Consider the following 25071-nt stretch of genomic DNA (forward strand, 5'->3'; position numbering starts at 1 on the left):
GCGGTGCGGTACAGCGCTGATCGGGTCACTCTTCGCTGTTCCCCTTCCAGCTTTGCCTTTGCCCACAGCAGACGTCGGAGATGAAACTGCTCGGCGGACTCACAAACCTGCTCCAGTGCTCTCGCACAAGGCTTTGATCTGGCCATCTTTGCTTGAATGGCTGACCCGTGGCAGGGCGTTGGCCGTGTTTTCTTCGTGCGTGTTGAGCCCAAGGCGAGCGCGATCCACCATCCACAGGCCGCTACTGCCGCGCGCCAATTCTATGCCGGCACTACTCGTCAAAAAATAGGTGAGTGCTTACCCGGCAGGCAATGGGCTACTATCGAGCCCTATATCTATCCGAAAGGGTTAGCTCCGTTGCCAGGGAATTGCATGCAGGCCATCGATATTGAAAACGCGATCGTTCTTCCTTGGGGGCTTGGCTCAAGATCGCCCCATGACCTGTTTTCTGTGTGCGCAGAAATCATTAACTGCCCTGGTGACATCGTTTTAGACGCTAGCAACCTCTCGTATATCGATCCGTTAGGGATGGCCACGCTGTTGAAAACCAGTTGGTCCAGAAGCGAGTTTCGATGCAGTTTTTGAGCAGAGACCTGACCTCCTACCTGGCCAGGATGGATTTTTTCAAGGACATTGATGTAGAGGGTGTAGATCTATCGGGGGTAGGACGTCGAAACGACCGAAGCACCTCGTTGGTGGAAATCACCAAAATCAGCGAACACCATCAAGCAGAGGCTGCAGCCTCTCGCCTCGCTAGAGCTATTACGGGAAGGTTGACTCAATCGGACCCGGATGCCCCAGTCGACGAGCACACGGGACGGAATGAGTTTGACTCCTACCGGGGCCCTCTGGAGTATTCGCTCAAGGAGCTATTGGAAAACTCGCTTACTCACGCCCGCAGAGAGGGACGTGGTGACGCCGCCGTTTGGCTGACCTGTCAGTTTTATCCAAAATTGAACCTTGTACGCATGGCCATCGTCGATAATGGGTGTGGGTTTCTCGCGACACTGAGGAATCACCCTGAGCTTCATGACCGCACGCATTTGCACGCGATCGAGGCGGCACTCAAACCGCGAGTGAGCTGCAACCGGGGTGCGATGGCCCAGATCCTGGGTAGCGAGAACCAAGGTATCGGGTTAACAACTACCGCAAAAATTGCAGACGCGGCGGGCGGTGGTTTGATCATCGTGAGCGGCAATGGCATACATGACACAAAGCGTCGGCAGTCTCAGGAGCTGCATGATGCGCTGTGGAATGGTGTATCGATCGCGTTTAGCTGTACCCGTGAGCTGCTGCCCACCATTTCGATCAGTGACTTGCTGCCGAAGGACGATGCAGGACAGGTTGACGACGATCTCGACCTAGATCTGAATTTCCGCTAGCTCTGGCTTTTTGATAGCTCGAGGGCTAGAGTCGATCATGCAAGGAGCGGTAAATGGGAGATTCAGCGTCAACTGAAACTCTCGGGCTGCAAAAAAGGATTATGCAATACAAGGGGTTACGACATGCAAACTCAAATTCGATTAAGTAGGGATAGTTCTATCCGAACGTACGGAATGCGAGCTTCAGCGATCCCCTACCGTACCGAAATCGAACGCTCGCTCAGCAGTGGTGAGAGCGTTGTCATAGATTTCGCTGGGAACGATGTCACTCAGTCCTTCGTCGACGAGTTGATCGGGGCGCTGATTCTGAAGGAGGGTCGCCAGGTGGTATCGCGCCTTGCCTTTGAAAACTGCACCAACGATGTCAAAGGAATCATTAAATTTGTGGTCCATGATCGAGTTCGACAGCTGCAAAAAATGCCCGCGTGACGGATCCGCATTGAATTTAAGGCCCTCAATATTGAGGGCCTTTTCATTGGTGCCAGGCAAAAGATAGCCGTCTTGAGTGGCCCCCATAGCTCGCCCTGAAAAGCGAATGTCAGGGGACACACCGCAGAAAAGCGTTCTGTAGCGGAGGAATACGTGGAAAACGGAGCTTAGGTTTCCTCATTGAGATGTGTAGAAATCCATCGCGACTCACCTATGCAAAGGCTGCGAAAAGCCTGAATCTACTGGGGTATCGTGGCGTGAGATATGTGCAAAAAAATGTGCACAGCATCTGCGGATTGGAGAGCTGGCTTGGCTCCTTAAGTAAAACCATCAAGCTGCAACGGACCTGCAACTCCTGCGGCTTGAAGCAAAGCGGGTAATACCACCCCTGCAGGCCCAACGAGCATTATCTCTTCCGCCCCGTCCATCCCCACGTCGTCAAGGTTCACATGGATCACGGTTGCCCCGGCCGCCAGAGCCATATCTGGAATACCGGCTGCCGGCATGACTACGCCAGATGTACCCACCGAAATCAGCAAGTCACAGGCTTCCACAAGCCTTACTGCTGAACGCCACGCATCCTCTGGAAGATTCTCTCTGAACCAGACCACCCCAGGGCGCAACCTCCCGTTGCATCGAGTGCACCGCGGAGGCTCGATCATCTGTCCCGCCGGGGGAACCGCCAGTTGATCTGGTGATAACTCTGCTGGCCGGTGGCATCCGAAGCATTTCACGTCCATCAAGCGGCCATGAAGGTGTATCACCGAACTGGAGCCGGCTCGTTCATGCAGATCATCAATATTCTGGGTAACGACAGATACGTTCCAGCCAGCATCAGCTATCCGTGGAATAGATAGATGAGCCAAGTTAGGTTTGGCCTGGCCAACCTGCTGCCGGCGCCAAAGATACCAGCTCCAGACGAGAGCTGGATTTTTGCGAAAGGCGTCCGCTGTTTCGAGACGCTGAGGGTCATGCTTCGCCCAGAGGCCTGTCAGCTTGTCGCGGAAGGTCGGAATTCCGCTGTCAGCAGAGATGCCAGCACCCGTGAAAAAAACGACCCTCTTGGACCTGCGCAAAGCCTCAGCAGCTCTTTGCAAATTGCTCATTGGACACACCTCAGCCCCGCAGCGGGGACTCCCTTGCAGTAAACACGGTAACGGCCGCACATCCCAGCTAAAGCACTCGCGTTTGATCGGAAAACCAAGCGTAGAGCGCAGGGTGCCGCATACTGCTGCTACCGCTCTAGTAAACCTCCAATGGATTTCAGCTACCCGACCTACAGCTATCTCTAGCCCCATCGCGGGAGGTGCATATGACCACTCCCTTTGCTCACATCCAGACCCGACATGAGCCTTCAACCGCCCTGAATAAAAGCAAGGTCGCTTTGGTTGCTACCCTGTCGATTGAAGCCAATTCAGACCGGACGATCGATGCTTACCTTGGTGGCCTGCAGATGTACAACGATCTATTCGAGTGGCGGCTGGATGAATACCCCCAGGAAGCGCTAGATCTCATCATCGACTGCTTTCTCCCCGCAGAGTCGGTGCCTCAATCCATCCTGAAGAGTGGCGTTTCAGCCGGGCTCATCCGCTCCAGGGTCTTCCAAAGCGGAGACTGGATATCAGGCAAGCAATGGCTTCAGCTCGCATCTACCTCCACCCCAGGGGGTGGAGTTGACCCCGACCAGCTACTGGCTGATGGTCAGATCTTCTCGCTTCGACCTGGGAAGGTCGACTTCTTCCCCGCTTATGCTTTGGACGGTAGCAACGGCTATCAACCGATCAGCAGCCTTTGCGACGTATTGTCCGTTCTCTCGACTCGCATGGACGAGTGGTCTATGGCGGCTTGGTTCCAATCAGAAAATTCGTCTCTGGGCGGTATCGCCCCCAAAGCCTTGCTGTCATCCGCCCCAGAATGGGTGCTAGCTGCGGCAAAGAAAAAGCCAAGAGGAAGACGTGTGATTAGATGAACGGCTTCAGATTGCATACCGTGACGCGCCCGATGGATAGTGTCTCAGGGGATCAAAGATGAGCAGTCAACCAGCTCCCCGCAACGATCGTAACTGGCGACCCGTCTTCCATGATTGCTATTCGACGGTGATCAAGGCGGTTGATGCTCGATATGACGTTCGCGGTTATTTGTTATCAGAGTTGGTGAAGCTGTGCCTGAAAAATCGGGCCACAGTTCCGCTAGCCCGGCGAGCCTACTACGAGGGATGCGTTCAGAAGGAAGCCATAGCTTTTCTGGAGCGTTATACCTCCCACTTGCTATTCGGCCCAGGCGGCCGACTCTCGCCGCAGGAATACCGATACGGCGCATATTGATGCTCTCCAAGGCCCAACTCTGGCGTAATCATTTGTCCCAACGTTGGCAGAGGCTTCATGATGAAAATCACTGGTCGTGTAGAAACAGAAGCGGTGGTCGACGTGAGCTGCGACGTATGCGGCTCCTCCACACGTTTGGAAAACGGCAGCCTGCAGTATGGGGTGCTCCAGGCGCACTGGGGCTTTGGTGCACTGCATGACGGAGAGCGCTATGAGGTACACCTATGTGAACCTTGCTTCTTCCAAACCATCGCTTACCTCAAGCAAGAGCGGCGCACAGCCAACATGTTTGAAGGTGATCCGCAGCAGCCCGAGGATGACTTCGGCCTCGCTTCCAGGGATGACTTCTTCCGTGATGGTCATTGATTTGAAAGCCAAACCAGCCATGCTACTTCGGCTTTTTAGGTGAGGACGGGGACTGTGAGTCCACGTATCGATGGAAGGCTAGTGCTAGGTCTTCGTCGGTCGCCTTTGGAAGCGGTTTACGACGAGGCGCTTTGACCGGAGCGTTCTCATCCGGTTGGGTGATCTGCCTCAGTAGGGTGCGCTCAGTCTCGGTAGCCGACGAATCGAAGACCCTTGTCTGTACACGCTGATCACGGTCTGTCCTGTTAAAACTCACCACGTTCGACTTGTATTCAACAGGTAAGTCAAATGGACAGCGCAGGTCCAAATGCCCGCCTTGATTGCCTTTGCTAATGGCCAACAACTGCAGTTCTTCGACCTCTTTCGAGCTGGTGGTATACGCGCTCGATCGGTAAGCCTTGTGGAGGTCGTCGATTTCAATCCGGTTTCTGCCAGCGACTCGGCATTCGATGTAGGCAAGCTTTAGCAGTTGCACGACAAGCCGTTTGAGACCAAAAGTGGAACGGTAAAGCTCAGCCGCAAATTCATCCTTACCTGAACGGATACGGCCGCCACTGACCCTCATACACTCGCCTACGTATTCTGCCCAATCCTGGCTCCTTGGATCCTCGGGCAGCATTATCCTGGGTTGGGAAAGCAGCCTCTGCTTGTCCTCACTGTTGCGACGAAACAGCGTAAGCGTCCGGCGAACTCACCTTGCGTAAGTCAGGCCGGCACCCACTGATGCGGCAGCAACTGTCCGATCTCACTGGCCCGTTGGGTCGGCAGCCGCGTCAGCACATCTTTGAGATAGGCATACGGATCATGCCCATTCATGCGCGCCGACTGGATCAAACTCATGATTGCCGCAGCCCGCTTACCGCTGCGCAGGGATCCCGCAAATAACCAGTTCGAGCGCCCGAGTGCCCATGGCCGTATCTGGTTTTCGACCTGGTTGTTGTCGATGGGCACAGCCCCATCATCCAGGTAGCGGGTCAGCGCTACCCAGCGTTTCAGGCTGTAATCGAGGGCTTTGGCCGTGGCTGATCCGTTGGGCACCAAGTCGCGCTGGGCCAACATCCAGTCATGCAGTGTTTTGAGGATCGGCACCGCCAATTCTTGTCGTATTCGCCAGCGCTCTTCATCACTCATGTCCCGCGCCTGACGTTCGACCTCGTACAAGCCGCTGATCGAGTGCAGGGCCTGTTCAGCCAGCTGACTTTTGTTCGCCACGTGCAAATCAAAGAACTTGCGCCGGGCGTGGGCCATGCAGCCGATTTCAGTGATGCCTTGTTCGAAACCGGCTTTGTAGCCAGCGAAGTCGTCGCAGACCAACTTGCCGTTCCAGTCACCCAGGAAGTTGCGCGCATGTTCGCCAGCACGGCTTGGGCTGAAGTCGTAAACCACCGCGTTGAGCCCTGAAAACGGCGTCGTGCTGTACGCCCAGACATAGGCCCGGTGGGTTTTCTTCTCGCCTGGCGCAAGCATTTGCACCGGTGTCTCATCAGCGTGGATCACGCCCTGGTTCAGCACGGCTTCACGCAGTGCATCGACCAGTGGCTGAAGCCGCACGCCGGTTTGTCCGACCCACTGCGCCAGGGTCGAGCGAGCAATTGCCAGCCCGGCACGGCCAAAGATTTTCTCCTGCCGGTACAGCGGCAAGTGATCGGCAAACTTGGCCACCATCACGTGGGCCAACAAACCTGTGGTCGGGATACCTTTGTCGATAACCTGGGCTGGCACCGGGGCCTGGATCAGGGTTTCGCACTGGCGACAGGCCCATTTGCCCCGCACATGTTGCTCGACGGTAAACACGCCCGGCGTGTAATCCAGCTTCTCGCTGACGTCTTCGCCGATGCGTTGAAGTTGGCAGCCACAGACGCACTGGGTGTTTTCGGGTTCGTGACGAATCACCGTGCGTGGAAACTGCGGCGGCAAAGGCGCACGTTTCGGGGATTGTCGTGGTTCGGCCTGTGGCGCATCTGGGAGAAGCTGTTTTAGCTCGGCCTCGATAGCTTCAAGGTCTGTGTCGAGCAGGTCATCCAGCAAGCTGCTTTGCGCCGGGCTGATTTGCTCGCTGCGCTTGGCAAACTTGTGCCGTTTGAGCAGGGCGATTTCGAACTTGAACTGTTCGATGAGGATTTCATCGTTCTGAATCTTCCTGCTCATCGCCTCGACCTGGGATTGCAATTGCAACGCCTGTGCCGCCAAGGCACGAAGCTGTTCCGGGGTCATCTGGTCGAGGTTGGGCGAGAAAGTCATGCCGCCGATTGTGCCAGAGCAGGCGCGGGGCGACGACAAGTAGACCGGCCAAATGGCCGGCGTTTACAGCATGCTAATCACACCGCCTGCACCGACGCGCTGCCACGGCAGGCCCAGCACCAACGCCTGGAGTTGTTCGCTGTCGAGTTCGACCTCGCAGCCGTGGCGAATGCCGGGCCAGTGGAACTTGCCTTGGTTCAGTCGACGCGCTGCCAGCCAGACACCGACGCCATCGTGCACCAGCACTTTCATCCGGTTAGCCTGGCGATTGGCGAACAGATAAGCGCAGTGCGGCTTCGCCGCACCGAACACCGCAATCACCCGAGCTAATGCTGTCTCGGTGCCAGCGCGCATGTCCATCGGCTCGGTGGCCAGCCAGATGGCATCGATGCGGATCATTGAGCGAAAGCCCGAATAAATTGCGCACAACCCTCGGGATCCGAGGCTGGCCATTTCACCGTGATCACTTGCCCGGCCACGGGCAACTCGATGATCACTGACGCTTCGACTGGCCGTTTAGGTGCGGCTTTTAGCGGGACGAAAGCTGGTAGTGAAGCCGCTGCGGGCTGATCTCGATAGAGCGGCAGCCATTTGCGGATGACGTTGGCATTGATGCCGTGGTTGATGGCGACACTGGACACGGTTGCGCCAGGTTGCAGGCATTCCTGAACGACCTGGGCTTTGAACGGTTTCGGATAAGAGCTTCGTTGGCGCATAGAAATCCTGGCGATAAGGGTGATCGCGTCCGCTTAAAAATACGCGGACACCATCGCCCTTAATGCTGGAGTTCGGAAGGTGAGTTCGCCGGACGCTTACGTACCAGCCTGGAAGTGCGGGCAAGCTAGCTCAGTTTGCTGTATGCCCGGCATGCGACAACCCTGTCCAGCTGGTTGGGCTGTATGAGCTACCGCCTAACGTGAAGAACCCATTCGGGAAACATGCTACTAAGAGCATTCGCGGCATCGCTCCATTTGATAGTGAGGCCCGTAACGATTGCCCGTACTTCAAGCCTCGCCAGCATAAGAAAACAGAACGAAAAACCAGGTTTGACGGCGTCCCGCGGAAGATTCTCAAGCTATTGATCGAACAGTTCGATCGCGTGGTTTACATCCTGGAGAAAGAGACCCAACTGGTCCTTTCCGAGAACGCGTTGAGAGGCATGCTGCAGCGTTACAAGGGAGAGCGTGGCTACCTCTATACCGGCGCGACGCTTCGCAATGTGCCATGGATCTTTGCTTACATGTCGGACGCCACCCGCCTGTTTGGCCAGAAGGTCAGTGGAAATGCTGAGCTGGTGAAAGCTATTGCCGCTGAGGTGCCGGGGGCGGAAATCAGCAGCACTGGTCGGCTGGAATCGAAGAAGGTGCCTGGTTCGAAGGCGGCATATTTTGATCTCAAAATGAGTTTCATCCGCCATCGAATCGTCAAAGACAGTGAAGCGTCTGGCTTGGTTGAAAGCATGGAGTTTGTAGTGTCACAGCCTCGCGGAGGTGAGCTTGAGCACATTCACAAGGAAGTCATCAAATTCGATTCGGCTTGGTTCGAATCTCTTATCCGGATGCCGGTTGATCATCCTTATCGCAGAATGGATAGAGTGAAGATGGCCCGGGAGGAACTGGGCGATCTGCTGGAGCTGACTCAGGCCTGAGGAGGCCTGCTGTAAACCACTTTTTTTCACTGTAAACCACAGTGGTTTACAGTGAAAAAAGTGGTTTACAACGTAGCTATGACACGCGCCCTGGCCACTCCCCAGGCCAGCGCGCTCCTCATTGGTTCGTTCAGCCGGACGTCGAACACCTGTGCTGCTCGGGGCCTTGCCACGCCGCGGTGTCCTATAATTCATCTTCAGCTGAATGGAGCAAAATGTTGTGAAGCGCACATTCATTGGAATGGTCGAGGCTGGTGAGCCACTGATGAGGCAAGCGCTTGAAGCTATCCGACAGGCCCACGAAGCGGAGGCTGCTGGATTGCCAGACCTTGAGGTACAGCGTCTTCACCTATTGGCAGATTCGCTCTATCAGGCGGTCATTGATTTTCAGCTCCTCAAAGCAGGTAAACCACCGTCGACTATCCAGTGAGGACCTGCCGCTACATGACGAAAAAGATACCAGCTCTTCTCCCCGACCACCCCATGTATACCGACGCAGTGGATGCGATGAAGCAATACCACGAGGCGCAGGCTTCTGGCTCATCTGCCGAAGAGGTTGAGCGCCTGCGTCAAATCGCAGAATCACAATTTCGGGCTGTCAGCGAGTATCAGCTCAACGCTCTGGGATATCAGTCTCGTCGTCCGCACTGAAGGGATAACCGATCCGGAGGTAGCTTCAGAATCCATCAAGCCAAGCGGAAGACTCACGACGCGGTCCGATTGATCAGCGAGACGGTCGGGAGGGTTTGCACACAGCCCCAAAAAAAAAGCAGCTCCCGAGAGCTGCTTTTTTCTTACTCCCCCTTTTTGTGCTTGTGGGGTTTCAGGTCCGGATGGTCCTTCTGCTTTTCAGGGGTGACTCGCTGCCTTTTGTCCGGAGTGCCATCTTCATTGGTGCGCTTTGGGCCTGGCTTGATGCTCATGCAAAACTTCCTTTTCCGCTTGGGTTGTTGAATGCAGCTATGTAATTAGTCCAGCTTCTCTCAGCTGTCAAAGCAGGCTGGTGCAGAACCGCCTGGCCGATGATCCGGTCCACATCGAACATTCAGAGGCCAGAATAAGAGCCTCCGACAAAGGGCTTACAAGGGGCAGTGAAATCCAGCGCTGAGCGATACGAAGACGTCTGGACGTTCATCATGCCGAGCACGGTGTGGAACAGGTTGTCGTGGCTCAGCGGTGACGTGGTTTGAGCTTTCAAACAACCCACGTTGACCTTTTCGCTCTTCGCGAGCGAGTCAGACATCCAAAGTACCAACGGCACCTTTGTTTGCTCGTCAGGAGCCATCGCGTAAGGCAGCCCGTGTAGATAGAGCCCACCCTCCCCCAGCGATTCGCCGTGGTCCGAAACGTACATCAGCGCAGTGTCGAACTTGGTGTTGGCCGCCAGGATATCGATGAGATTTGCAGTCACATAATCGGTGTAGAGGATTGAGTTGTCGTAGGCATTGACCACCTCCTCCTGCTTACATTTGTCGAGCTCGTTGGTCTCGCACACCGGTGCGAATTTCTTGAATTGCGAGGGGTAGCGCTTGTAGTAGGCCGGGCCGTGACTGCCTTTGTAGTGGAGCACCAGGACAGCATCGCCTTCCTGGCGCTTGATGAAGTCTTGCATCTCCGTGAGCAGCACCCCGTCCTTACACTCCTCGCTGGTGCACAGTTGGGAATCCGCGTGAGAGGCAGCCTTGTGGTTGGGAACCCTGTCGCAGACCCCTTTGCACCCCGAGTTGTTGTCAGTCCACATGACACTGATGCCAGCGCGTTGAAGCACGTCGAGCAGCCCTTCTCGGCTCTTGGCCAAGCCATCTTTGTACTGGGCCTTACCCACGTCCAGGAACATGCATGGCAGCGAGACCGCGGTAGCGGTACCGCAGGAGCTCACGTTCGTGAAGCTAATGACATTTCGCTTTTCTAGTTCCGGATTCGTTTCACGGGAGTAGCCGTTGAGGGAGAAGTTGGCGGAGCGAGCGGTCTCTCCTACTGCCAGTACCAGCAGCCTGGGTTTACGAGCCGCACCCTGTCGATTAACTACCGCATCAGTACCAATGGCCGTCAGCGTTTTAGGTGAGGCCAGCTGACGCTTCAGGTACCCATGGCCAGCCGCAAACAAGTTGGTAGGTACCAGAATCAGCCGGATCTCCCGATTGTTGCGCAGCAAGGAGGCATACGACTGGTACTGACTCAACGCGATGCCAGATAAGGTCAACAGAGCGAGCGACAGAGCAATGAACCTGCTGACCAAAGCTTTGGCCCAAGGCTTGCGCCGGAGGGGAACCCGGGCAATCAGGTAGACGGGCAACACCCCAACCATTGCGACCCAAAGACCGAGCTTCCAATTCAGCAGCTCGGTTGCCTCAGCGACGTCGGTCTCCACAACGTTGGTGAACATTGTGTAATCGATCACGATGCCGTAGGCATTCATGAAGTAACTCGCAAAAGACGCGCTGATCAGTACCAGGCACAGTATGGGTTTGGCCAGCCGCCCCCATGACAGCAAGCTCAGAACGGTAAACACCCATGCGAATACTATGACTGGGAGGCTAGCCGCTAGCTGCCAGTTCACTTCATCGGTTTTGAATACCAGCTTCCAGAGCACGTTCCAGAGCTCAGCGTTCGCGAATAGCAGTAACCAAAAAGTCACCAGGCCGATTAGCAAATTAGTACTGATGCCTTTCTGCCGCGCATTGCGAATAGCAAAGATCCATTTGCTTAACAGGGTGTGAACAATGGATTTGGAAGGTGTCATTATCAAACTCTGGAAGCTGCTTATCCATGGCGGTAGCTATGGAGTTAGCGGGAGCTACAAGGCAAACCGTCGACAGATGCTGAGCGATTGCGCAATGTGCGGAGCGTCAGAGGCCTTAGGCCCCTAGGCGTTGGGGACGCTTAGTATGTGTGAGGCATAGGGATAAAAAGAGAAATGAATCTCGCTGAGCGCATTATTTCCGGGACCTGATAACGACACGATGACCTCGGGATTACAATGCTGACAGAAATCCAATTACTGCTGTTTTGATTGTCATTGATCACGCTATGATCAAAATTAGGGGGATACTACCCACCAAAAGCAATGCTCCGCTCAGCTAGATAAATTTAATTTCACAAACAAAACGGTTTCGTTTTGTCGTAGGCTAATTTTGAACTTTCAATTCAACTTACAAGTCTTTCTCGCGAGCAGAATATTATTTTCAACTTTTGCTCGTTAATATGTCACCCATCAATGAGGGGCGAATACCATGAGCTTTTTCAAAAACATCCTGGGCGGGCACCATGGCCGTGGAAACCACGGTGGAGGCAAGCACCACAGCGGGGGACATGGGGCCGAGCAATATGATCGCCATGGCCGGCAGCAGGGCTGCGACGGCGGTAATCAGGTGTATGACGGCGGGCGCCCTCCCACTCCTGCCCCCATCAAAGATCTGCAGGGCTGCAGGCAGTGCCGGACGGCCAACGATCCGTCAGCACGCTTTTGTCTAAACTGCGGAACACCGCTATCGAGTGGTTGCACCGCCTGCGGCTCGCTGCTGAGTGCAGGAGCAAGATTTTGCAGTCACTGTGGCCAAGCGACGCTCTAAGGCTAGGTAGACAGGAAGGCCAACGAGACCACAACCCTGCGCAAGGAGAAATACGTGGGTTCAAATCATGACCATGGCAGCGCTGCAGTACGCGAGGGGCATCAGAAGAAGCTAATCATGGCGCTCGGCTTGACTGGCAGCTTCATGATTGCAGAAGTGATCGGTGCGTGGATTACCGGCAGCCTGGCGCTGCTGTCGGACGCATCTCACATGTTCACAGATACTGCCGCCTTGGCGATCTCACTGATTGCACTTCAGATAGCCAAGCGGCCGGCGGATCAGAAAAGAACCTTCGGCTATGCGCGCCTGGAAATTCTGGCTTCGACGTTCAACGCCGTGCTGCTCTTCCTGGTGGCGATGTACATCTTGTATGAGGCCTACCAGCGCTTCTTCATGCCGGCGGAGATCGCTACCGGAGCGATGATGTGGATCGCAATCGCCGGCCTGATCATCAACCTAATTTCGATGCGCCTTCTGGCATCTGCGAGCAACGAAAGCCTCAACGTCAAAGGAGCCTACCTCGAAGTTTGGAGCGACATGCTCGGCTCGCTTGGCGTAATCATCGCGGCACTTATCATCCGCTTCACCGGCTGGACCTGGGTCGACACGATTGTCGCTGTGGCGATCGGCCTTTGGGTTCTGCCGCGGACGTGGCAGTTGCTTCGCGAAAGCCTGGGGATCCTCATGGAGGGTGTCCCGAGGGGGCTCGACGTTACGGCAATCGAGGCCACCATCCTCGGAGTAGATGGCGTGACGGACGTTCATGACTTGCACGTGTGGGCTGTCAGCAGTGGCAGTAACGTGATGACGTCGCACGTAGTGGTTCGGGATTCTGCAGATGGGGATGCTGTGTTGGCGGCCGTCGTGGATGCTGTCAGCGATGCATTCGAAATCCATCACTGCACCATCCAGATCGAGCGGGCAGCTTTCCACGAGAGCGTTCCCTCACCCTCGCACTGACCGATCGGTAAACACCATGCAAACACATCACCCTCCTGGCTGAGGGTGATGTTGCAAAAAAAATGCGGTGAGGGATGCCGTAAACGGCAAGAGCGCTTCAAGGGGGTTGGTGAATGGCTTCGCCTGCCCTCGTCAACAACCTCCAGAAGGCTCAGCGATGGCCTGGATCATCACGAAGTACCTACTCACTGCCGGTATAGTGATTCTCGTGTCAGAGCTGGCGAAACGCAGCGACAAGCTGGGCGGCTTGGTCGCCGCCCTACCCTTGGTCACGGTCGTGACGTTGGTCTGGCTCTATTTAGAGAACCAGAGCATGGAGAAGATCTCCAACCATGCTTGGTACACGTTCTGGTACGTGCTTCCGACCCTACCGATGTTTATTGCTTTTCCATTGCTGCTACCTAAGCTCGGCTTTTGGCCGACACTGATCAGCAGCATCCTCATCACAATGGCCAGCTTCGGAGGCTTCGCCATACTGCTGCGCCGGTTCGGCATTGAGCTTCTATGATCCGGTGGCCGCAGGGATCATCTTGATGAGTCTTAACGGCTATTAACACACTCGCCCTTCACCAGGTAGCGAACCATGTGCAGTTCGCCTTTCGAGTCTTCGTAGGTCATCATGCTTCTTACATTACCGCAGTACCGCACACTGGGTGATACATACACCAACTTACCAACGTCCAGGTCCATGCCATAGGCGTAGTCTTCTAGTTGAGGCATGGGCTTTTTTACGCGTTGAGCATAATCCGCTGTAGCCTCTCTAGCAGTACGCTCGATGCGTTTATTGATCTCCATACCGCTTTGGGCATTGGCTGTTAGTGATGTAAAGAGCAAAAACACGGCGATCGCTGATACAGTAGTGTTCATAAGAAGTCCCTTAATAAAAAAGCGCCCGTAGGGGGGCGCTAAAATTCACCTACCAAAGGAGCGTATGGTTTACAGGTGAATGCACTGGCGCGAACAACTGCTCGGTGCTCTTGCCAAGCTGCTTTGAAATGAGACAATTTCCAAAGCAGCGATGCCTCTTCCGCTGCCCTTAAACTAGCAAAGGAGGCTAACACCAAGATGATCGGGCAATTACAATTTGGACATGTAATAGATTGTAAGATAATTATTCGAGAGAATATCGAGCCGCCACGTGAACTAATTTGCAGAAAGGCGCTGCGGTTTGCGGCCGTGCATGGGGTCTGCCTGCGTGGCGCCCTCGATCCAAGGCCAGTACCAGTCCTTGCAAGCTAACGACCGAAATGCTGCCTGTCCTGGCCGATTCCACCTGCCAGGCGAATCTGTCATACACCGCCGCAGGCCCCAGAATCCGCTATGCTTAGGGGTGGAGCCTGCATGACTGTCAGAAATCTTGCGGCTACATTACAAATTTGTAGGATTTCGCCGCGGCCAGCTTCTTCGCGTTAAGATTCAAGCGTCCTCAGGTGACCCGGCGTATGGACAGAGGTAGCGACTACCACATGCCATACCCTCAGCCAAACTTTCGAACAGCCTGCAACCATAATCTTGGCGGATTAGGCCAACTCCTTCCTCACACCTTGAGATAAGTTATGCGCGTTCTAGTTGTGGAAGACGAAATTAAAACTGCCGAATATCTTCAGCAGGGCCTATCCGAAAGCGGGTATGTCGTAGATATCGTGCACAACGGTGTAGATGCTCTGCACTTGTTCAACACTAATGTCTATTCGTTGGTCCTCCTGGACGTGAACCTCCCGGGTATCGACGGCTGGGACCTGCTGGAAACCATCCGTAAGACCAGCCGGGTCCGCATCATCATGCTGACCGCCCGCGGACGCATCAATGACAAGCTCAAGGGCTTGGACGGCGGCGCGGATGACTACCTTGTGAAGCCATTCGAATTCCCTGAGCTGCTTGCTCGCATCCGTTCGCTGCAACGCCGTGGTGATGAGTTAGTCGAGAAGAGCTCGCTGAAAATTGCCGATCTGGAACTCGACTCCGTCCGCCATCGCGTCTTCCGCGGTGGCACACGCATCGATCTCACCACCAAGGAATTTGCGCTTCTGCACCTGCTCATGAGCCGAACGGGCGAAGCGCTGACTCGCTCTCAGATCATCTCGTTGGTCTGGGATATGAATTTCGATTGCGACACCAATGTCATCGATGTAGCCATCCGGCGCTTGCGCTCGAAGATCGATGACCCGTTTGAAACCAAGCTCATTCACACGCTTCGTGGCGTTGGGTACGTTTTTGAGGAACGCGCATGAGGCCATTCAGCCTGGCTGCAAAGCTGGGGTTAAAAGTTGGGTTGATGAGCGCAGCGTTGCTGCTTCTGTTCGCCACCTTTGGCTATCTGATGGTAGGCAAGGCTCTGGAAAGAAATGCCAGAGCAGACCTGGAAGTAAAGATGGCGGGGATGGCTCACAACCTGTCCACCATCCCGGACATCTCCGGCGTCAACGCGGATGCGCATCAGCTTGTCGATTTGGTCATGGGCCACAACAACCTGTATGTGAGCATATTCGATACCTCACAGAATCAGACTCCCCTGCTCTCGATTGGCTCGAAACAGGTCAATCTGGAGGTGCACAAGTTTCAGCCGGCGGCCCAGCCCAAAGAGCACGAATGGCGTGATACGCAGGACCGTCCTCTGCTGAGTGCTTCTCGAATCATGCGTTTGGGCGATGGAACAGAGGTCAGCGTCTATATGACCATGGACCAGTCATCCAGTGAGGCGCTGCTCGATGCGTTGCTGACCTGGGCCTTGATGATGTCCCCCGTCATCCTCGCACTGATCTTGGCCATTGGCTGGTGGACTGTGCGCAGAGGCCTGCTACCACTGACCAAGTTCCTCAAGATCGCCTCGAAAATCTCAACCGAGAGCCTCGACCATCGCCTTCCAACTGATGGGATGCCGGCAGAACTCAAAATGCTCGCCGACGGCATCAACATCATGCTGGCTCGCCTGGATGATGGGGTTCAGCAGCTCTCGCAGTTTTCTGACGACCTTGCTCACGAACTTCGAGCACCGCTTTCCAACCTGATGGGCAAGGCCCAGGTTGCCTTGACCAGAGAACGATCGCTTTCCGAGTACCGGGAGGTTCTGGAGTCGTGCACAGAAGAGCTGGACCGCATGAGCCGCATGGTTTCCGACATGCTGTTCTTGGCCCAGGTCAGTCATCCAGCATCAATGGTGGAGTTCGAATCCGTCTCCTTGGTCGACGAGGTTCAGCGAGTGTGCGAGCTCTTCAGCATTTCAGCAGAAGAAGGCGAGATTCAGCTGCAGATCTCCGGCAGTGATGACGTGGTGCGCGGGAATCGCCTGATGGTTCAACGTGCCGTCTCGAATCTGGTCTCGAACGCGATCCGTTACTGCCCTCGCGGCCGCACGGTCTACGTTAAGGTGCAGCATAGTGCGAGCGGTACGACGTTGAGTGTCGGCAACCCCGGCCGTGGTATTGCCAAGGAACACCACGCGCACTTGTTTGAGCGGTTCTACCGTGTGGACAAGAGCCGAGCACGGAGCGAAGGCGGTACCGGTCTTGGCTTGGCCATTGTGCAGTCGATCATGAGTCTGCACCAGGGATCGGCGAGCGTGGAGGTGACCGAAGAAAACTTCACCTGGTTCCACCTTCACTTTCCGGAAGCCCAGCAAATGCAGCCGGCAATGACCGCCGCTTAAATTGCGCAGACACGATTAGGCCCGTCAATCGACGGGCCTTTTGTTTGCCTCAATGCATCAGTGCCGAAGGACCACAGGGTCCATGGGCGACCGCAGAATCACCGACTTAATAATCTTCTGTTCGTCAGGATTGGCGTTTTTCCACAGGTGTGAGAAGTACTGAGCATTCACTTTCTCTTGAGCACTTACGCTGCCGGCGGCATCGATCAGGCGCATGGTCGAGTAGACACAGATCAGCGCCAGAATGAAGAACGCCGTGGCGACCACCATCACATAACGCTTGGCCAGCACCGGTGCCCGCTTGAGCTCCTGGATAGAGGCGTCCGCCGCCTTTGTCGCTGCTGTAAGCTCCGAGATCAGTGGCTGGATGGCGGTGTCGACTCCGCGGCATGCAGCTGAATACGCTGATGCAGCGGCGCGCAAGGCAACCTCCTCCGCGTTCGACCAAGCCTTCTCCGCCTTTCGCACCTCCTCCTGAATCTGCCGGCCGACAGCGTCCACCTGCTCCACCAGTTCGTTCGACCTCTCCAGAACAGCGCTGGAGGTGCGCGTCTGCGAGGTCAGCTCATCGAGCTGGACAGTGAGTTTTTCAGTGCAGCGGCGAAAGTCACCGATAGCAACTGCCCAGGGCTCTATGTCATTCATGGCTATCTCCTAGGGCGGCCAACAACGCCGCGCTGAATTAACGCGCTAGATATCAAAATTGTAATTTAAGAGAAAATTCGAAGTCGCCCTCGACAGTGCCGAGATAGACATGATCCTTCCAGATTTGAAGATTTAACGCATCCTATCTGCAGCCAAAATTACGGAATTGTAATTATTGACTCACCTTGTCGTTAGCTTCGCGTTCCTAAACTACAAACCAACAAAGGCCGCTAATCAGGTTGGCCTAGTATGAACCGAGGTTCACAATGAAATTTGTCAAATCTATCGCTATTGGCAGCCTGCTGCTGGGTCTCATGGGTACCGCTTACGCTGAAGGCGGCTTCGAGCGAACGAAACAGTTCAACGAGAACTTCCGAACCGAACAGGCTCGCCTATGGAGCGATGACTCTTCGGACCAGAACAAACAACAAGTCGCTCAAGAGCAAAAGAAAGAAAGCAAGGATGGTAAGGAACAAGCCGACAATTAATCGGCGGTTAAATAGGACTTCAAATGACGAAAGAAATCGACAAAAAAGCCAGGGTAAAACCTGGCTTTTTTGTGCTTGGAATTTAGCCTTCGTTCTTGCGAGGCGTTTCCGCATTGCTTTCTCCGGCCAGACCCTCGGCACCTTGTGCGGGGCGTTTCCAATGGCACAGCAGGAGCTGGCTGGCGTTCGCTTCGGTGATCGATGTGCAAGCTAGATCAGCGGGCAGACCATCCTTGCTGTCTCGCAAGCGCCTGGACAGATAGAACGAGCCATCCCGCGGCCACTTGGCAGGATCCTTGATGTTCTCGGACTTCCCGCTGCTGTAAAACTCCGACGAGTATGAGCGGCGGCCAGGATAGATCAGGGGAGCGGAATGAGCAGACTGCACATTGAGCCAGGCTTGAACCACATCCCGCTGATTCTGAGGGCGCTCCTCTAGTACCCCGGCGTAGATGATGCCCGCACCGATGATTGGCAACACCAATGCGCTCGCAGCGGCAGCCCAGGTGGTCTTCGGGCCAACTTCGCTGACCCGTGCAGACAGCAGCAATGCCCACGCTGGCAGCGCGGGTAGCAGGTAGGTCCACAGAATGTTGCCTGCAAATGTGAAGAAGACCGGTGTCGCCAAGGCCCACAGCCAGAGGTAGGCTTTGAAGCGCTGCATCGATCCACGCTTGCGGATCAACAGTGGTAGAAACAAGGCCCATGGCAGTAGCGACAATCCGAGCTGGATCCAGATGCTGCCGTACGGCTTGGCATGAGCACTACCATAGAGGTCCCCTGCCCAGTTACTGACGACGTAGCGGCTCCAGTGCTCACCAACGAAGAAGTACTCCATGAAGCCGGGCGTTTTCATCTCGGCCGCGACATACCATGGCACGGATATACCGAACATGAGTACAAGGCCGCTAATCCAGGGAAGCCTCAGTACCCGTCCCCATTCCTTGTAGATAACGAACCAGGCGAATGCCGGCGCCCCCATAAGCACCAGGGTCAGCGGCCCTTTGGCAAGCAAGCCCAGCCCGAGACCTGCGAACATCAGGTAGGCATCCGCCTTGCTGGCGCACTTCATCCAACGCCAGAAACCGTAGCTGGCCAGCAGAATCGAGAACGACAAAACAGGGTCAGTCAGCACAACACCGCTGGAGACCAGGCCAAGTGTGGTGCTGGAAAAAATAATGGCAGCCCAGATGCCGGCGTTACGAGAAATCTGCTGCGTGCCGAGTTTGATGATGATGAAACAGCTTGCCAGGTGGAGTAGCCACGCTGGGAAGCGCGCAGCGAACTCGTTAACGCCGAAGACCGTCATGCTCGCGGCCTGGGTCCAGAAGGACAACGGAGGCTTGCCCCAGAACGGTACCCCGTAGTCGAACATGGGCGTGATCCAGTCATTCAACTCGACCATCTTGCGAGCCATTTCAGCGTAACGGGCCTCAGATGTGTCCATCAGCGGGTAGATGCCCAGCCCCACCAAACGCAATAGCAAAATCGAACCCAGGACCCACCACAGCGTCCTCTCGTTCTTCAGGTTCAGCATTTCTTACCCTCGATCGAAGCCATCGAAGGGTGGAGTGACACGGGATCTGCCTTGTTGCTGTGCTTCAGGAAATAGAGAGGCCGGCGCTTCACTTCCGCGAGTGTCACGCCCAGGTACTCCCCCACCATGGCGACACCGACGCACATGAATGAAGCCATTCCGACGATCAGGTGATGGATGTCGAAACTGCCTGCCACAAGCGACGCAAGCATGTAGCAGATGCTGGAGACGAAAAGACCGAAACTGATGAGGCTGAAAATGCGCAGTGGTTTGCGAGAGAAGCTGACGATGCTCTCGATGGCCAGATTGAACAGGCCAGCTGCATTCCATTTGGTGCTCCCGGCATGGCGAACAGTGCGATTGTAGGGCAGTTCGATGGTACGAAAGCCTACCCAGCCGATCATGCCTTTGAGAATCCTGGAGCGTTCATCCAGGGCCCGCAGGGCTGCCAGCGGCGCAGGCCCAATCAATCGGAAATCGCTGACATCGGCCGGCATGTCCACCTTCTCCACCAGGCGCTGCATGACCCAGTAGTAAGCCCGGGCACTCATGCGCTTGAACCACGAATCACCGATTCTCAGGTTGCGCTGCATGTTCACCACGTCGTAGCCGCGTTGCCAGTAGTCCACCATGGCCGCGATGAGCTCTGGTGGATCCTGCAGGTCGACATCAATGAAGATCAGCGCACTGCCACGGGCATGGTCTATCCCGGCGCTCAGTGCAGCCTCTTTGCCGAAGTTGCGACTCAGGGACAGGCAACGTACAGATGACCCATCCTGATAGTGGCGAAGAATGTCGGCCGTCCGGTCATTACTGCCGTCGTCGACATAGAGGATTTCGCAGGAGACGGGTAAGCGCTTCACCACGCGGGTGATTCGCTGGTGGAACTCGGGGATGGTTTCCTCTTCCTGGAAGCAAGGGACCACGATGGTTAACAAGGGATCAGGGCGCTCGGGAAAGCGATGTAATGTCTGCATGATTGAATGTCCAAAAACGATGTGCAATGAATCCAAGTGCAGTGAGGCTTAAGGTCACTACGACTTGGGAGATGAGCGGTGACAGATTCGACTTGATGAGGAACCACATACCCACGCCATTGCCGAAGTTTGTGGTTAACGCGACCAGTGCAAACCTGACAGGCTGAAACTTACGAGAGCCATCTGCCACAAAACAGAGCGCCCTATTTCCAATGAAGCTCGCGATTGCGCCAACCATGCCGCCACAGATACTGGCCAGTAACGGAGTAACGAATTCTGTCGTAACCAGCAATAGGAACACCGCATAATGGACTCCCGTTGCTATGAAGCCGATCCCCAGATAACGAATCAGTAAGGTAGTAAGAGGTGGGGTTTGATTTTCCATGCCCAAAGCCTATGGAGGCAAAGGTGAAAAAATAGTGAACTAAATGTAAATGCGTAATTAGCCGAATCTATATATGGTAAGTAACAAGTCGGCGCACTAGGCTAGCACGCTACAATATCAGAGGGATTGCCTGAAAATTACGCTTTCGAAATAAAAGCCTTCCGATAACGCATGCATGACCCGTGGATTACAATGTTGACAAGATAAGGAAACACCGGGTGGCATTGAGATAGATTCCCCGAATTAAGGGGGACCTAATGGTTACACAAAATGAAACATATACAAGCAGCGTTGTTCCTTACAGCCCTGACATATTGGATGATTTGCCAATTGATGATCAGCTGGCCGTAGAGTTTTTCGCAACAGCACGTTGTGCCAGTTTCAAACAGGCTGCCCGAGGGCTCAATGTGCCAGTGGTAGGCCTGCGGAAACGCTTGGAGAAACTGGAAGAGCACATTGGTGCTCCCGTGTTTGTCTACAAACACAACAAGCTTGCCCTGACCCGCACAGGCGAGAGGGTCAGCCATTACCTGTGCCAGCTCTTCGGCCCAGACGGCCTTGGCAAGTCCGGTGAAAAGGAAGTCCCCAGGCTTACCATCGCGATCACAGAGCCAGTGCTGAACGACATCGTAAACCGCGATCTAGTCGCCTACGTGCGTGATCATGCCGAAATGCAGCTGGAAATCCATTCAGAATGCACAACGCAGATGCTTTCTGAGTGTGAAGTCGATGTGGGTATCGCTTTGGTGAGCCCAGATGATAAAGGCGCGCTTGATCGCCATCCTACGTATAGGTTTGAAAGGCTTGGCCGGATTGGGCACGCCCTGTTCATTTCCAGCCGCTATTCAAGAAGCGTCACCCTTCCAGTGGAGAGCTTGGATTTGCACAACTTCATGCTCGTTGTCCCTTGGGATGAAGAGATCTTGGCGGGCTCACGAAAGTGGGCATCGATAATGGCTGAGCATCAGGGCGGTACCACTCGGGTCAAGAGCTACAACCTATCACGAGGCCTTGTCGTTGGCGGTGCGTGTATTGGAGTGCTGCCCGACTACAGCCGAAAACTGGAGAGAAATATCCTACCCGTGCCGGGTTTCCTGGACGACCTGGAGGAGAAAGATGTCTATCTTGTTATCAAAACGAAGCTTGTCCGCAATCCGCAGGTTTTGGAAATTCGAAGATTGATCAAGAAGAGCTTCTTTGATAAGAAGGACTGGCTTGTTCGGTAACAGTTTTGTTAGGTTTCAAACTCCTCCGTTAACACTACAGAAACACAACTGTCATATTCGCTTGCAACCTAGTCAGAGTGCTTAGAACAAAGGCATCTTGTTACAGCGGGTGACAACCGTGGCCTGCTCCCATCTGCAAGATAAATTTAGGCCGGCGCAGGGCGAAATATAACGTCGGTAGCTAAGCACTTAACATACGAGAGGCAAGCAATGATCCGTTCTTCGAACATGCGGGAAAAGCTGTTGGCTGCCGCAATAATAGGCACATTTTCCTCGCAAGCATTCTCCGGAACAGTAACCACTGACGGAGCTGACATCGTTCTGAAGACCAAGGGCGGTCTTGAAGTATCGACTTCTGACAAGGAATTCAGTTTCAAACTGGGCGGCCGAGTTCAGGCCGACTACGGCCGTTTCGATGGTGTCTTCACCAAGAATGGCGATACCGCTGACGCAGGCTACTTCCGTCGCGCCTACCTTGAGCTCGGTGGCGTGCTGTACCGCGACTGGAAGTATCAGCTCAACTACGACCTTTCCCGCAACACGGGCAACGACTCCGACGGCTACTTCGACGAAGCCAGCCTGACCTACACGGGTTTCAAGCCGGTGCAACTGCGCTTTGGCCGTTTCTACACCGACTTCGGTCTTGAGAAAGCCACCAGTTCGAAGTGGACCACCGCCATGGAGCGGAACCTCTCGTACGACCTGGCGGACTGGATCAACGACAACGCCGGCATGGGTGTTCAAGCCACCAGCACCATCGCTGACATGGCTTATGTTTCCGGTAGCGTTTTCAGCGAAACCAATAACAACTCGGATGGCGACAGCACCAAGCGCTACAACGTACGTGGCGTGTTCGCACCGCTGCACAGTGATGGCAACGTCCTGCACGTCGGTGCTCAGTACGCTTACCGCGACCTCAAAAACAGTGCGGTCGATACCCGGATTCGTTCGCGTCTGGGCGTCCGCGGTGTAGATACCAATGGCGGCGGCGATGCCGGCACCAACGGCAACCGCATGCTGTTTGGCGGTGCTGCTGCACAAGATGGCCTGTGGAAGGACGACTCGGTCTGGGGTCTCGAAGGTGCCTGGGCCACCGGCCCGTTCTCGGTTCAAGCGGAATACCTTCGCCGCAAGCTGAAAGCTGACCAGGCCAACAACGACATGAAGGCCTCCGGTTACTACGCCCAGATGGCTTACACCCTGACCGGCGAGCCGCGTATCTACAAGCTCGATGGTGCCAAGTTCGACACTATCAAACCAGAGAACAAGGAACTGGGGGCCTGGGAAGTCTTCTACCGCTTTGACGATATCAAGGTCGAAGACGGCAACCTGGTCACCGCGGCGGACCAATCGAACGAGCGCAAGGCCAAGAGCCACACGGTGGGTGTGAACTGGTACGTCAACGAGGCGGTGAAAGTCAGTGCCAACTACATCAACGTGCGCACCGACAACAACGAGAACACCGTGGGCGACGACAGCGGCAATGCCATCGTGACCCGCCTGCAATACGTCTTCTGATCCCTCTCATCAGTCTGACGTGAGAAAGCCGGAAGCGCTCAACGTGCTTCCGGCTTTCCTGTTTCTGGAGGTGATCAAGCATGGAGCGCCCTCCTCCTACCTGCTTTCGCTTACCGATGACCGCTCTTGCCAAAGCTCGGCGAATCTGATGTGATTGCCGCGTCGGGCTTTGCATGGTGGCCGTGCAAGCAAATCAAACCTGACTCCTATTCATGATTGAACCTGATTCGACGTCCAGCTTCGCGTCTAACGGCCCTACAAGCGCAGCTACCCCAACGTCGCTCATTAGGGGATAGTCATGTCTGCAAAAAAGCTGCTTCAACCTCTCGCTGCTCAGCTGCACGCCTCGTTCTCGGCTTCTGGCCGCCCGTACTCTCATCTGCACCTCCACCAGCTGTTCCACGCGGCCATCGGCTCCGTTGCACCGCAAGTTGCCATCCAAGACAAGCTGCCAATTCAGGTCTGTCGTGACAACGAGACACGGCAGTACAACCTCTACGCGGCGGTCGAGCGGGCGAAAACGTGCTTAGGATTGACCGATCTTCAAGCAGTCGGTGTGGCTGAAGAAGTCATTGAGGTGCTACGAACTGCGGGAATCGGCGTGAACCAGGTTCGCCTGCTCCTTGACCCCTCCTTCAGCTCGAAGACTCGCAAAAAGGCCTTCAAGGCTCTCTGCAAGAACCTGGATCTGAACGAGCTAGGCGATCGCTTCGTCCCCAAGACTGCCACGTTGGCCATCGCTGCTGGTATTGCGCCGCCTCCCAAAATGTCGTGGAAGGATCGCTTCGCCCTGGCTGCAAATTCCCCCATGCGGGGGCCAAGCGAGCTCATCAGCATGGTCAACCGGGATGAGTGTTATCTGTGGGTATTCCCACCGACTGACCATCATGCGACGGCTCCAGCGACGCATGACCGTTTCTTTGGTGAAAAGACCCACCCGAGCGCAGAAATGGGCATGGGGTTCAGCATCATCGATTCCGGCTGGACCCGCCCCAAGTACCCGCTATCCAGGCAGTCACAAGAGACCTTCATCCAGTATTCGCTTTCTGCGCCGATGTGGTCCTGGCGCGCACAAAGTGACACCTGGCGCCTGGGAAACATCCTGCGTTCAAGAATCCTTGACGGGGCTCCTTGGCATAACGAGCCTCTGAGTGACGTGCTTCCGAGCGGCCTTAAATCCCTGCCCCGGATCTATGGGTGCGAAACCTGCCGAACGCTGTTCATTGAGAATCACAGCGACTACCCGGATGTACCCACTCAGTGCCAATGCGGTGAGGCGAGCAGCACGGGTGACCAAAACGAGTCATCTGCTCTCAATAGCTGATTTTCCTTACGGTGGCGGGCTGAGCCCCCCGTTAGGGATTGGCTATGGGAGCGGGATTCGCTCACCCCAAACCTGAAGGCGCCGCCACCTAACCGAGCGATATGAGCTGAATGCTCGCGGAGTAGATATGCAAAAGAGTAAAAACAAACAGGACACCCTGGCGGCGATCAATGCGCTTGTCGAGATTGCGTATGATCAGGGATTTGCGGACGGACACGGAGTCGGCAATCAAGTCGGTTTCGTAGCCGGTGTCATGAGCCTCAAAGCTGCATTGGCCTGCGGCTTACGGCATGGCTCACCTGAGTGCGGAAAGGCCCTTGAAAGCCTCAAGCGCATCGGGATCGACGAGTGAGAGAAAAGTACGGGTCGTGCGCTGATCGCGCACGACCCGTACTTCTACTTC

At 55.2% G+C, this 25071-nt stretch carries 29 protein-coding genes and 1 pseudogene; 18 read left to right on the forward strand and 12 right to left on the reverse strand.

Going from position 1 to position 25071, the window contains the following annotated elements:
* Positions 1 to 156 precede the first annotated feature (156 nt).
* From JET17_RS27145 to JET17_RS27615, 3 genes are all read left to right on the forward strand, one after another.
* Positions 157 to 585, forward strand: coding sequence for a hypothetical protein (locus JET17_RS27145; RefSeq protein ID WP_233100413.1), 429 nt, complete (start codon positions 157 to 159; stop codon positions 583 to 585).
* Complete coding sequence (locus tag JET17_RS00150) at positions 573 to 1382, forward strand: ATP-binding protein (protein ID WP_012312011.1); 810 nt, start codon at positions 573 to 575, stop codon at positions 1380 to 1382. The genes JET17_RS27145 and JET17_RS00150 overlap by 13 nt, the downstream gene beginning before the upstream one ends.
* A gap of 174 nt (positions 1383 to 1556) precedes the next feature.
* Positions 1557 to 1811 carry an STAS-like domain-containing protein gene (locus JET17_RS27615; protein WP_128337688.1) on the forward strand — a complete coding sequence of 85 codons (255 nt, stop codon included), beginning with the start codon at positions 1557 to 1559 and terminating at the stop codon, positions 1809 to 1811.
* Positions 1812 to 2128: 317 nt separating this feature from the next.
* Here JET17_RS27615 and JET17_RS00160 read toward each other — a convergent pair whose 3' ends face one another.
* Positions 2129 to 2917: an SIR2 family NAD-dependent protein deacylase gene (locus tag JET17_RS00160; protein ID WP_012312013.1), complete on the reverse strand. Its 789-nt coding sequence runs from the start codon at positions 2915 to 2917 to the stop codon at positions 2129 to 2131.
* Between the two features lie 206 nt (positions 2918 to 3123).
* On the opposite strand from JET17_RS00160, the gene JET17_RS00165 reads away from it, so the two are divergent.
* On the forward strand, positions 3124 to 3780 hold the full coding sequence (locus tag JET17_RS00165; protein WP_012312014.1) for a hypothetical protein: 657 nt from the start codon (positions 3124 to 3126) through the stop codon (positions 3778 to 3780).
* A 412-nt stretch (positions 3781 to 4192) separates the two neighbouring features.
* Positions 4193 to 4501, forward strand: a complete 309-nt coding sequence (locus JET17_RS00170) for a hypothetical protein (RefSeq protein ID WP_012312015.1) — start codon at positions 4193 to 4195, stop codon at positions 4499 to 4501.
* A 22-nt stretch (positions 4502 to 4523) separates the two neighbouring features.
* Here the strand turns inward: JET17_RS00170 and JET17_RS00175 are convergent, their stop codons facing one another.
* The 4 genes from JET17_RS00175 to tnpA form a co-directional block, all read right to left on the reverse strand.
* Positions 4524 to 5066 carry a hypothetical protein gene (locus tag JET17_RS00175; protein WP_012312016.1) on the reverse strand — a complete coding sequence of 181 codons (543 nt, stop codon included), beginning with the start codon at positions 5064 to 5066 and terminating at the stop codon, positions 4524 to 4526.
* A gap of 140 nt (positions 5067 to 5206) precedes the next feature.
* The gene (gene tnpC / locus JET17_RS00180; protein ID WP_012312017.1) at positions 5207 to 6742 is read right to left on the reverse strand and encodes an IS66 family transposase; all 1536 of its coding nucleotides are present in this window, start codon (positions 6740 to 6742) and stop codon (positions 5207 to 5209) included.
* Between the two features lie 63 nt (positions 6743 to 6805).
* Positions 6806 to 7141, reverse strand: coding sequence for an IS66 family insertion sequence element accessory protein TnpB (tnpB, locus tag JET17_RS27160; RefSeq protein WP_012312018.1), 336 nt, complete (start codon positions 7139 to 7141; stop codon positions 6806 to 6808).
* A complete protein-coding gene (gene tnpA / locus JET17_RS00190; protein WP_010954361.1) occupies positions 7138 to 7458 on the reverse strand; it encodes an IS66-like element accessory protein TnpA in 321 nt (106 codons plus the stop codon). Before tnpA ends, tnpB begins: the two co-directional genes overlap by 4 nt.
* Positions 7459 to 7544: 86 nt before the next feature.
* Between tnpA and JET17_RS00195 the strand changes: the two are divergent.
* The 3 genes and pseudogenes from JET17_RS00195 to JET17_RS00205 form a co-directional block, all read left to right on the forward strand.
* Positions 7545 to 8390, forward strand: a pseudogene (locus JET17_RS00195) (hypothetical protein); the annotation flags it as partial.
* 205 nt (positions 8391 to 8595) lie between these two features.
* The gene (locus tag JET17_RS00200) at positions 8596 to 8820 is read left to right on the forward strand and encodes a hypothetical protein (RefSeq protein ID WP_011953103.1); all 225 of its coding nucleotides are present in this window, start codon (positions 8596 to 8598) and stop codon (positions 8818 to 8820) included.
* A 14-nt stretch (positions 8821 to 8834) separates the two neighbouring features.
* Complete coding sequence (locus JET17_RS00205; RefSeq protein WP_011953104.1) at positions 8835 to 9041, forward strand: hypothetical protein; 207 nt, start codon at positions 8835 to 8837, stop codon at positions 9039 to 9041.
* Between the two features lie 143 nt (positions 9042 to 9184).
* Here the strand turns inward: JET17_RS00205 and JET17_RS27495 are convergent, their stop codons facing one another.
* Both JET17_RS27495 and JET17_RS00210 read right to left on the reverse strand, forming a co-directional pair.
* Complete coding sequence (locus JET17_RS27495; protein WP_003253468.1) at positions 9185 to 9313, reverse strand: hypothetical protein; 129 nt, start codon at positions 9311 to 9313, stop codon at positions 9185 to 9187.
* 122 nt (positions 9314 to 9435) lie between these two features.
* A complete protein-coding gene (locus JET17_RS00210) occupies positions 9436 to 11133 on the reverse strand; it encodes a phosphoethanolamine transferase (RefSeq protein WP_003298414.1) in 1698 nt (565 codons plus the stop codon).
* A 490-nt stretch (positions 11134 to 11623) separates the two neighbouring features.
* On the opposite strand from JET17_RS00210, the gene JET17_RS00215 reads away from it, so the two are divergent.
* The 3 genes from JET17_RS00215 to JET17_RS00225 all read left to right on the forward strand — a co-directional run bounded on the left by JET17_RS00215 (position 11624) and on the right by JET17_RS00225 (position 13430).
* Positions 11624 to 11962 carry a zinc ribbon domain-containing protein gene (locus JET17_RS00215; protein WP_071890582.1) on the forward strand — a complete coding sequence of 113 codons (339 nt, stop codon included), beginning with the start codon at positions 11624 to 11626 and terminating at the stop codon, positions 11960 to 11962.
* 54 nt (positions 11963 to 12016) lie between these two features.
* Positions 12017 to 12922, forward strand: coding sequence for a cation diffusion facilitator family transporter (locus JET17_RS00220; protein ID WP_010951438.1), 906 nt, complete (start codon positions 12017 to 12019; stop codon positions 12920 to 12922).
* A gap of 157 nt (positions 12923 to 13079) precedes the next feature.
* The gene (locus JET17_RS00225; RefSeq protein WP_011953105.1) at positions 13080 to 13430 is read left to right on the forward strand and encodes a DUF3147 family protein; all 351 of its coding nucleotides are present in this window, start codon (positions 13080 to 13082) and stop codon (positions 13428 to 13430) included.
* Positions 13431 to 13462: 32 nt separating this feature from the next.
* Here JET17_RS00225 and JET17_RS00230 read toward each other — a convergent pair whose 3' ends face one another.
* Positions 13463 to 13789, reverse strand: coding sequence for a DUF2790 domain-containing protein (locus JET17_RS00230; RefSeq protein WP_011953106.1), 327 nt, complete (start codon positions 13787 to 13789; stop codon positions 13463 to 13465).
* 689 nt (positions 13790 to 14478) lie between these two features.
* Between JET17_RS00230 and JET17_RS00235 the strand changes: the two genes are divergently transcribed.
* Complete coding sequence (locus tag JET17_RS00235; protein WP_003253457.1) at positions 14479 to 15153, forward strand: heavy metal response regulator transcription factor; 675 nt, start codon at positions 14479 to 14481, stop codon at positions 15151 to 15153.
* Positions 15150 to 16568: a heavy metal sensor histidine kinase gene (locus JET17_RS00240; protein WP_011953107.1), complete on the forward strand. Its 1419-nt coding sequence runs from the start codon at positions 15150 to 15152 to the stop codon at positions 16566 to 16568. The genes JET17_RS00235 and JET17_RS00240 overlap by 4 nt, the downstream gene beginning before the upstream one ends.
* A 57-nt stretch (positions 16569 to 16625) precedes the next feature.
* Here the strand turns inward: JET17_RS00240 and JET17_RS00245 are convergent, their stop codons facing one another.
* Entirely contained in the window at positions 16626 to 17213 is a 588-nt protein-coding gene (locus JET17_RS00245) for a hypothetical protein (protein ID WP_010951442.1), read from the reverse strand.
* Positions 17214 to 17479: 266 nt separating this feature from the next.
* On the opposite strand from JET17_RS00245, the gene JET17_RS00250 reads away from it, so the two are divergent.
* A complete protein-coding gene (locus tag JET17_RS00250) occupies positions 17480 to 17701 on the forward strand; it encodes a hypothetical protein (protein WP_010951443.1) in 222 nt (73 codons plus the stop codon).
* An 82-nt stretch (positions 17702 to 17783) separates the two neighbouring features.
* Here JET17_RS00250 and JET17_RS00255 read toward each other — a convergent pair whose 3' ends face one another.
* The 3 genes from JET17_RS00255 to JET17_RS00265 are packed head-to-tail and all read right to left on the reverse strand — an operon-like array spanning position 17784 to position 20600.
* The gene (locus JET17_RS00255) at positions 17784 to 19238 is read right to left on the reverse strand and encodes a phospholipid carrier-dependent glycosyltransferase (protein ID WP_010951444.1); all 1455 of its coding nucleotides are present in this window, start codon (positions 19236 to 19238) and stop codon (positions 17784 to 17786) included.
* Positions 19232 to 20215, reverse strand: a complete 984-nt coding sequence (locus JET17_RS00260; RefSeq protein WP_010951445.1) for a glycosyltransferase family 2 protein — start codon at positions 20213 to 20215, stop codon at positions 19232 to 19234. Before JET17_RS00260 ends, JET17_RS00255 begins: the two co-directional genes overlap by 7 nt.
* Positions 20181 to 20600, reverse strand: a complete 420-nt coding sequence (locus JET17_RS00265) for a GtrA family protein (RefSeq protein ID WP_010951446.1) — start codon at positions 20598 to 20600, stop codon at positions 20181 to 20183. The genes JET17_RS00260 and JET17_RS00265 overlap by 35 nt, the downstream gene beginning before the upstream one ends.
* A gap of 257 nt (positions 20601 to 20857) precedes the next feature.
* Between JET17_RS00265 and JET17_RS00270 the strand changes: the two genes are divergently transcribed.
* The 4 genes from JET17_RS00270 to JET17_RS00285 all read left to right on the forward strand — a co-directional run bounded on the left by JET17_RS00270 (position 20858) and on the right by JET17_RS00285 (position 25020).
* On the forward strand, positions 20858 to 21826 hold the full coding sequence (locus JET17_RS00270) for a LysR family transcriptional regulator (protein WP_011953108.1): 969 nt from the start codon (positions 20858 to 20860) through the stop codon (positions 21824 to 21826).
* A 210-nt stretch (positions 21827 to 22036) separates the two neighbouring features.
* Entirely contained in the window at positions 22037 to 23344 is a 1308-nt protein-coding gene (locus tag JET17_RS00275; RefSeq protein WP_009395904.1) for an OprO/OprP family phosphate-selective porin, read from the forward strand.
* 298 nt (positions 23345 to 23642) lie between these two features.
* The gene (locus tag JET17_RS00280) at positions 23643 to 24668 is read left to right on the forward strand and encodes a hypothetical protein (protein WP_011953109.1); all 1026 of its coding nucleotides are present in this window, start codon (positions 23643 to 23645) and stop codon (positions 24666 to 24668) included.
* Between the two features lie 127 nt (positions 24669 to 24795).
* Entirely contained in the window at positions 24796 to 25020 is a 225-nt protein-coding gene (locus tag JET17_RS00285) for a hypothetical protein (protein WP_010951451.1), read from the forward strand.
* The last annotated feature ends 51 nt before the right edge of the window (positions 25021 to 25071 follow it).

Origin of the sequence: Pseudomonas putida (genome assembly GCF_016406145.1) — a bacterium.
In the GTDB taxonomy this organism is placed as follows: Bacteria; Pseudomonadota; Gammaproteobacteria; order Pseudomonadales; family Pseudomonadaceae; genus Aquipseudomonas; species Aquipseudomonas putida_E.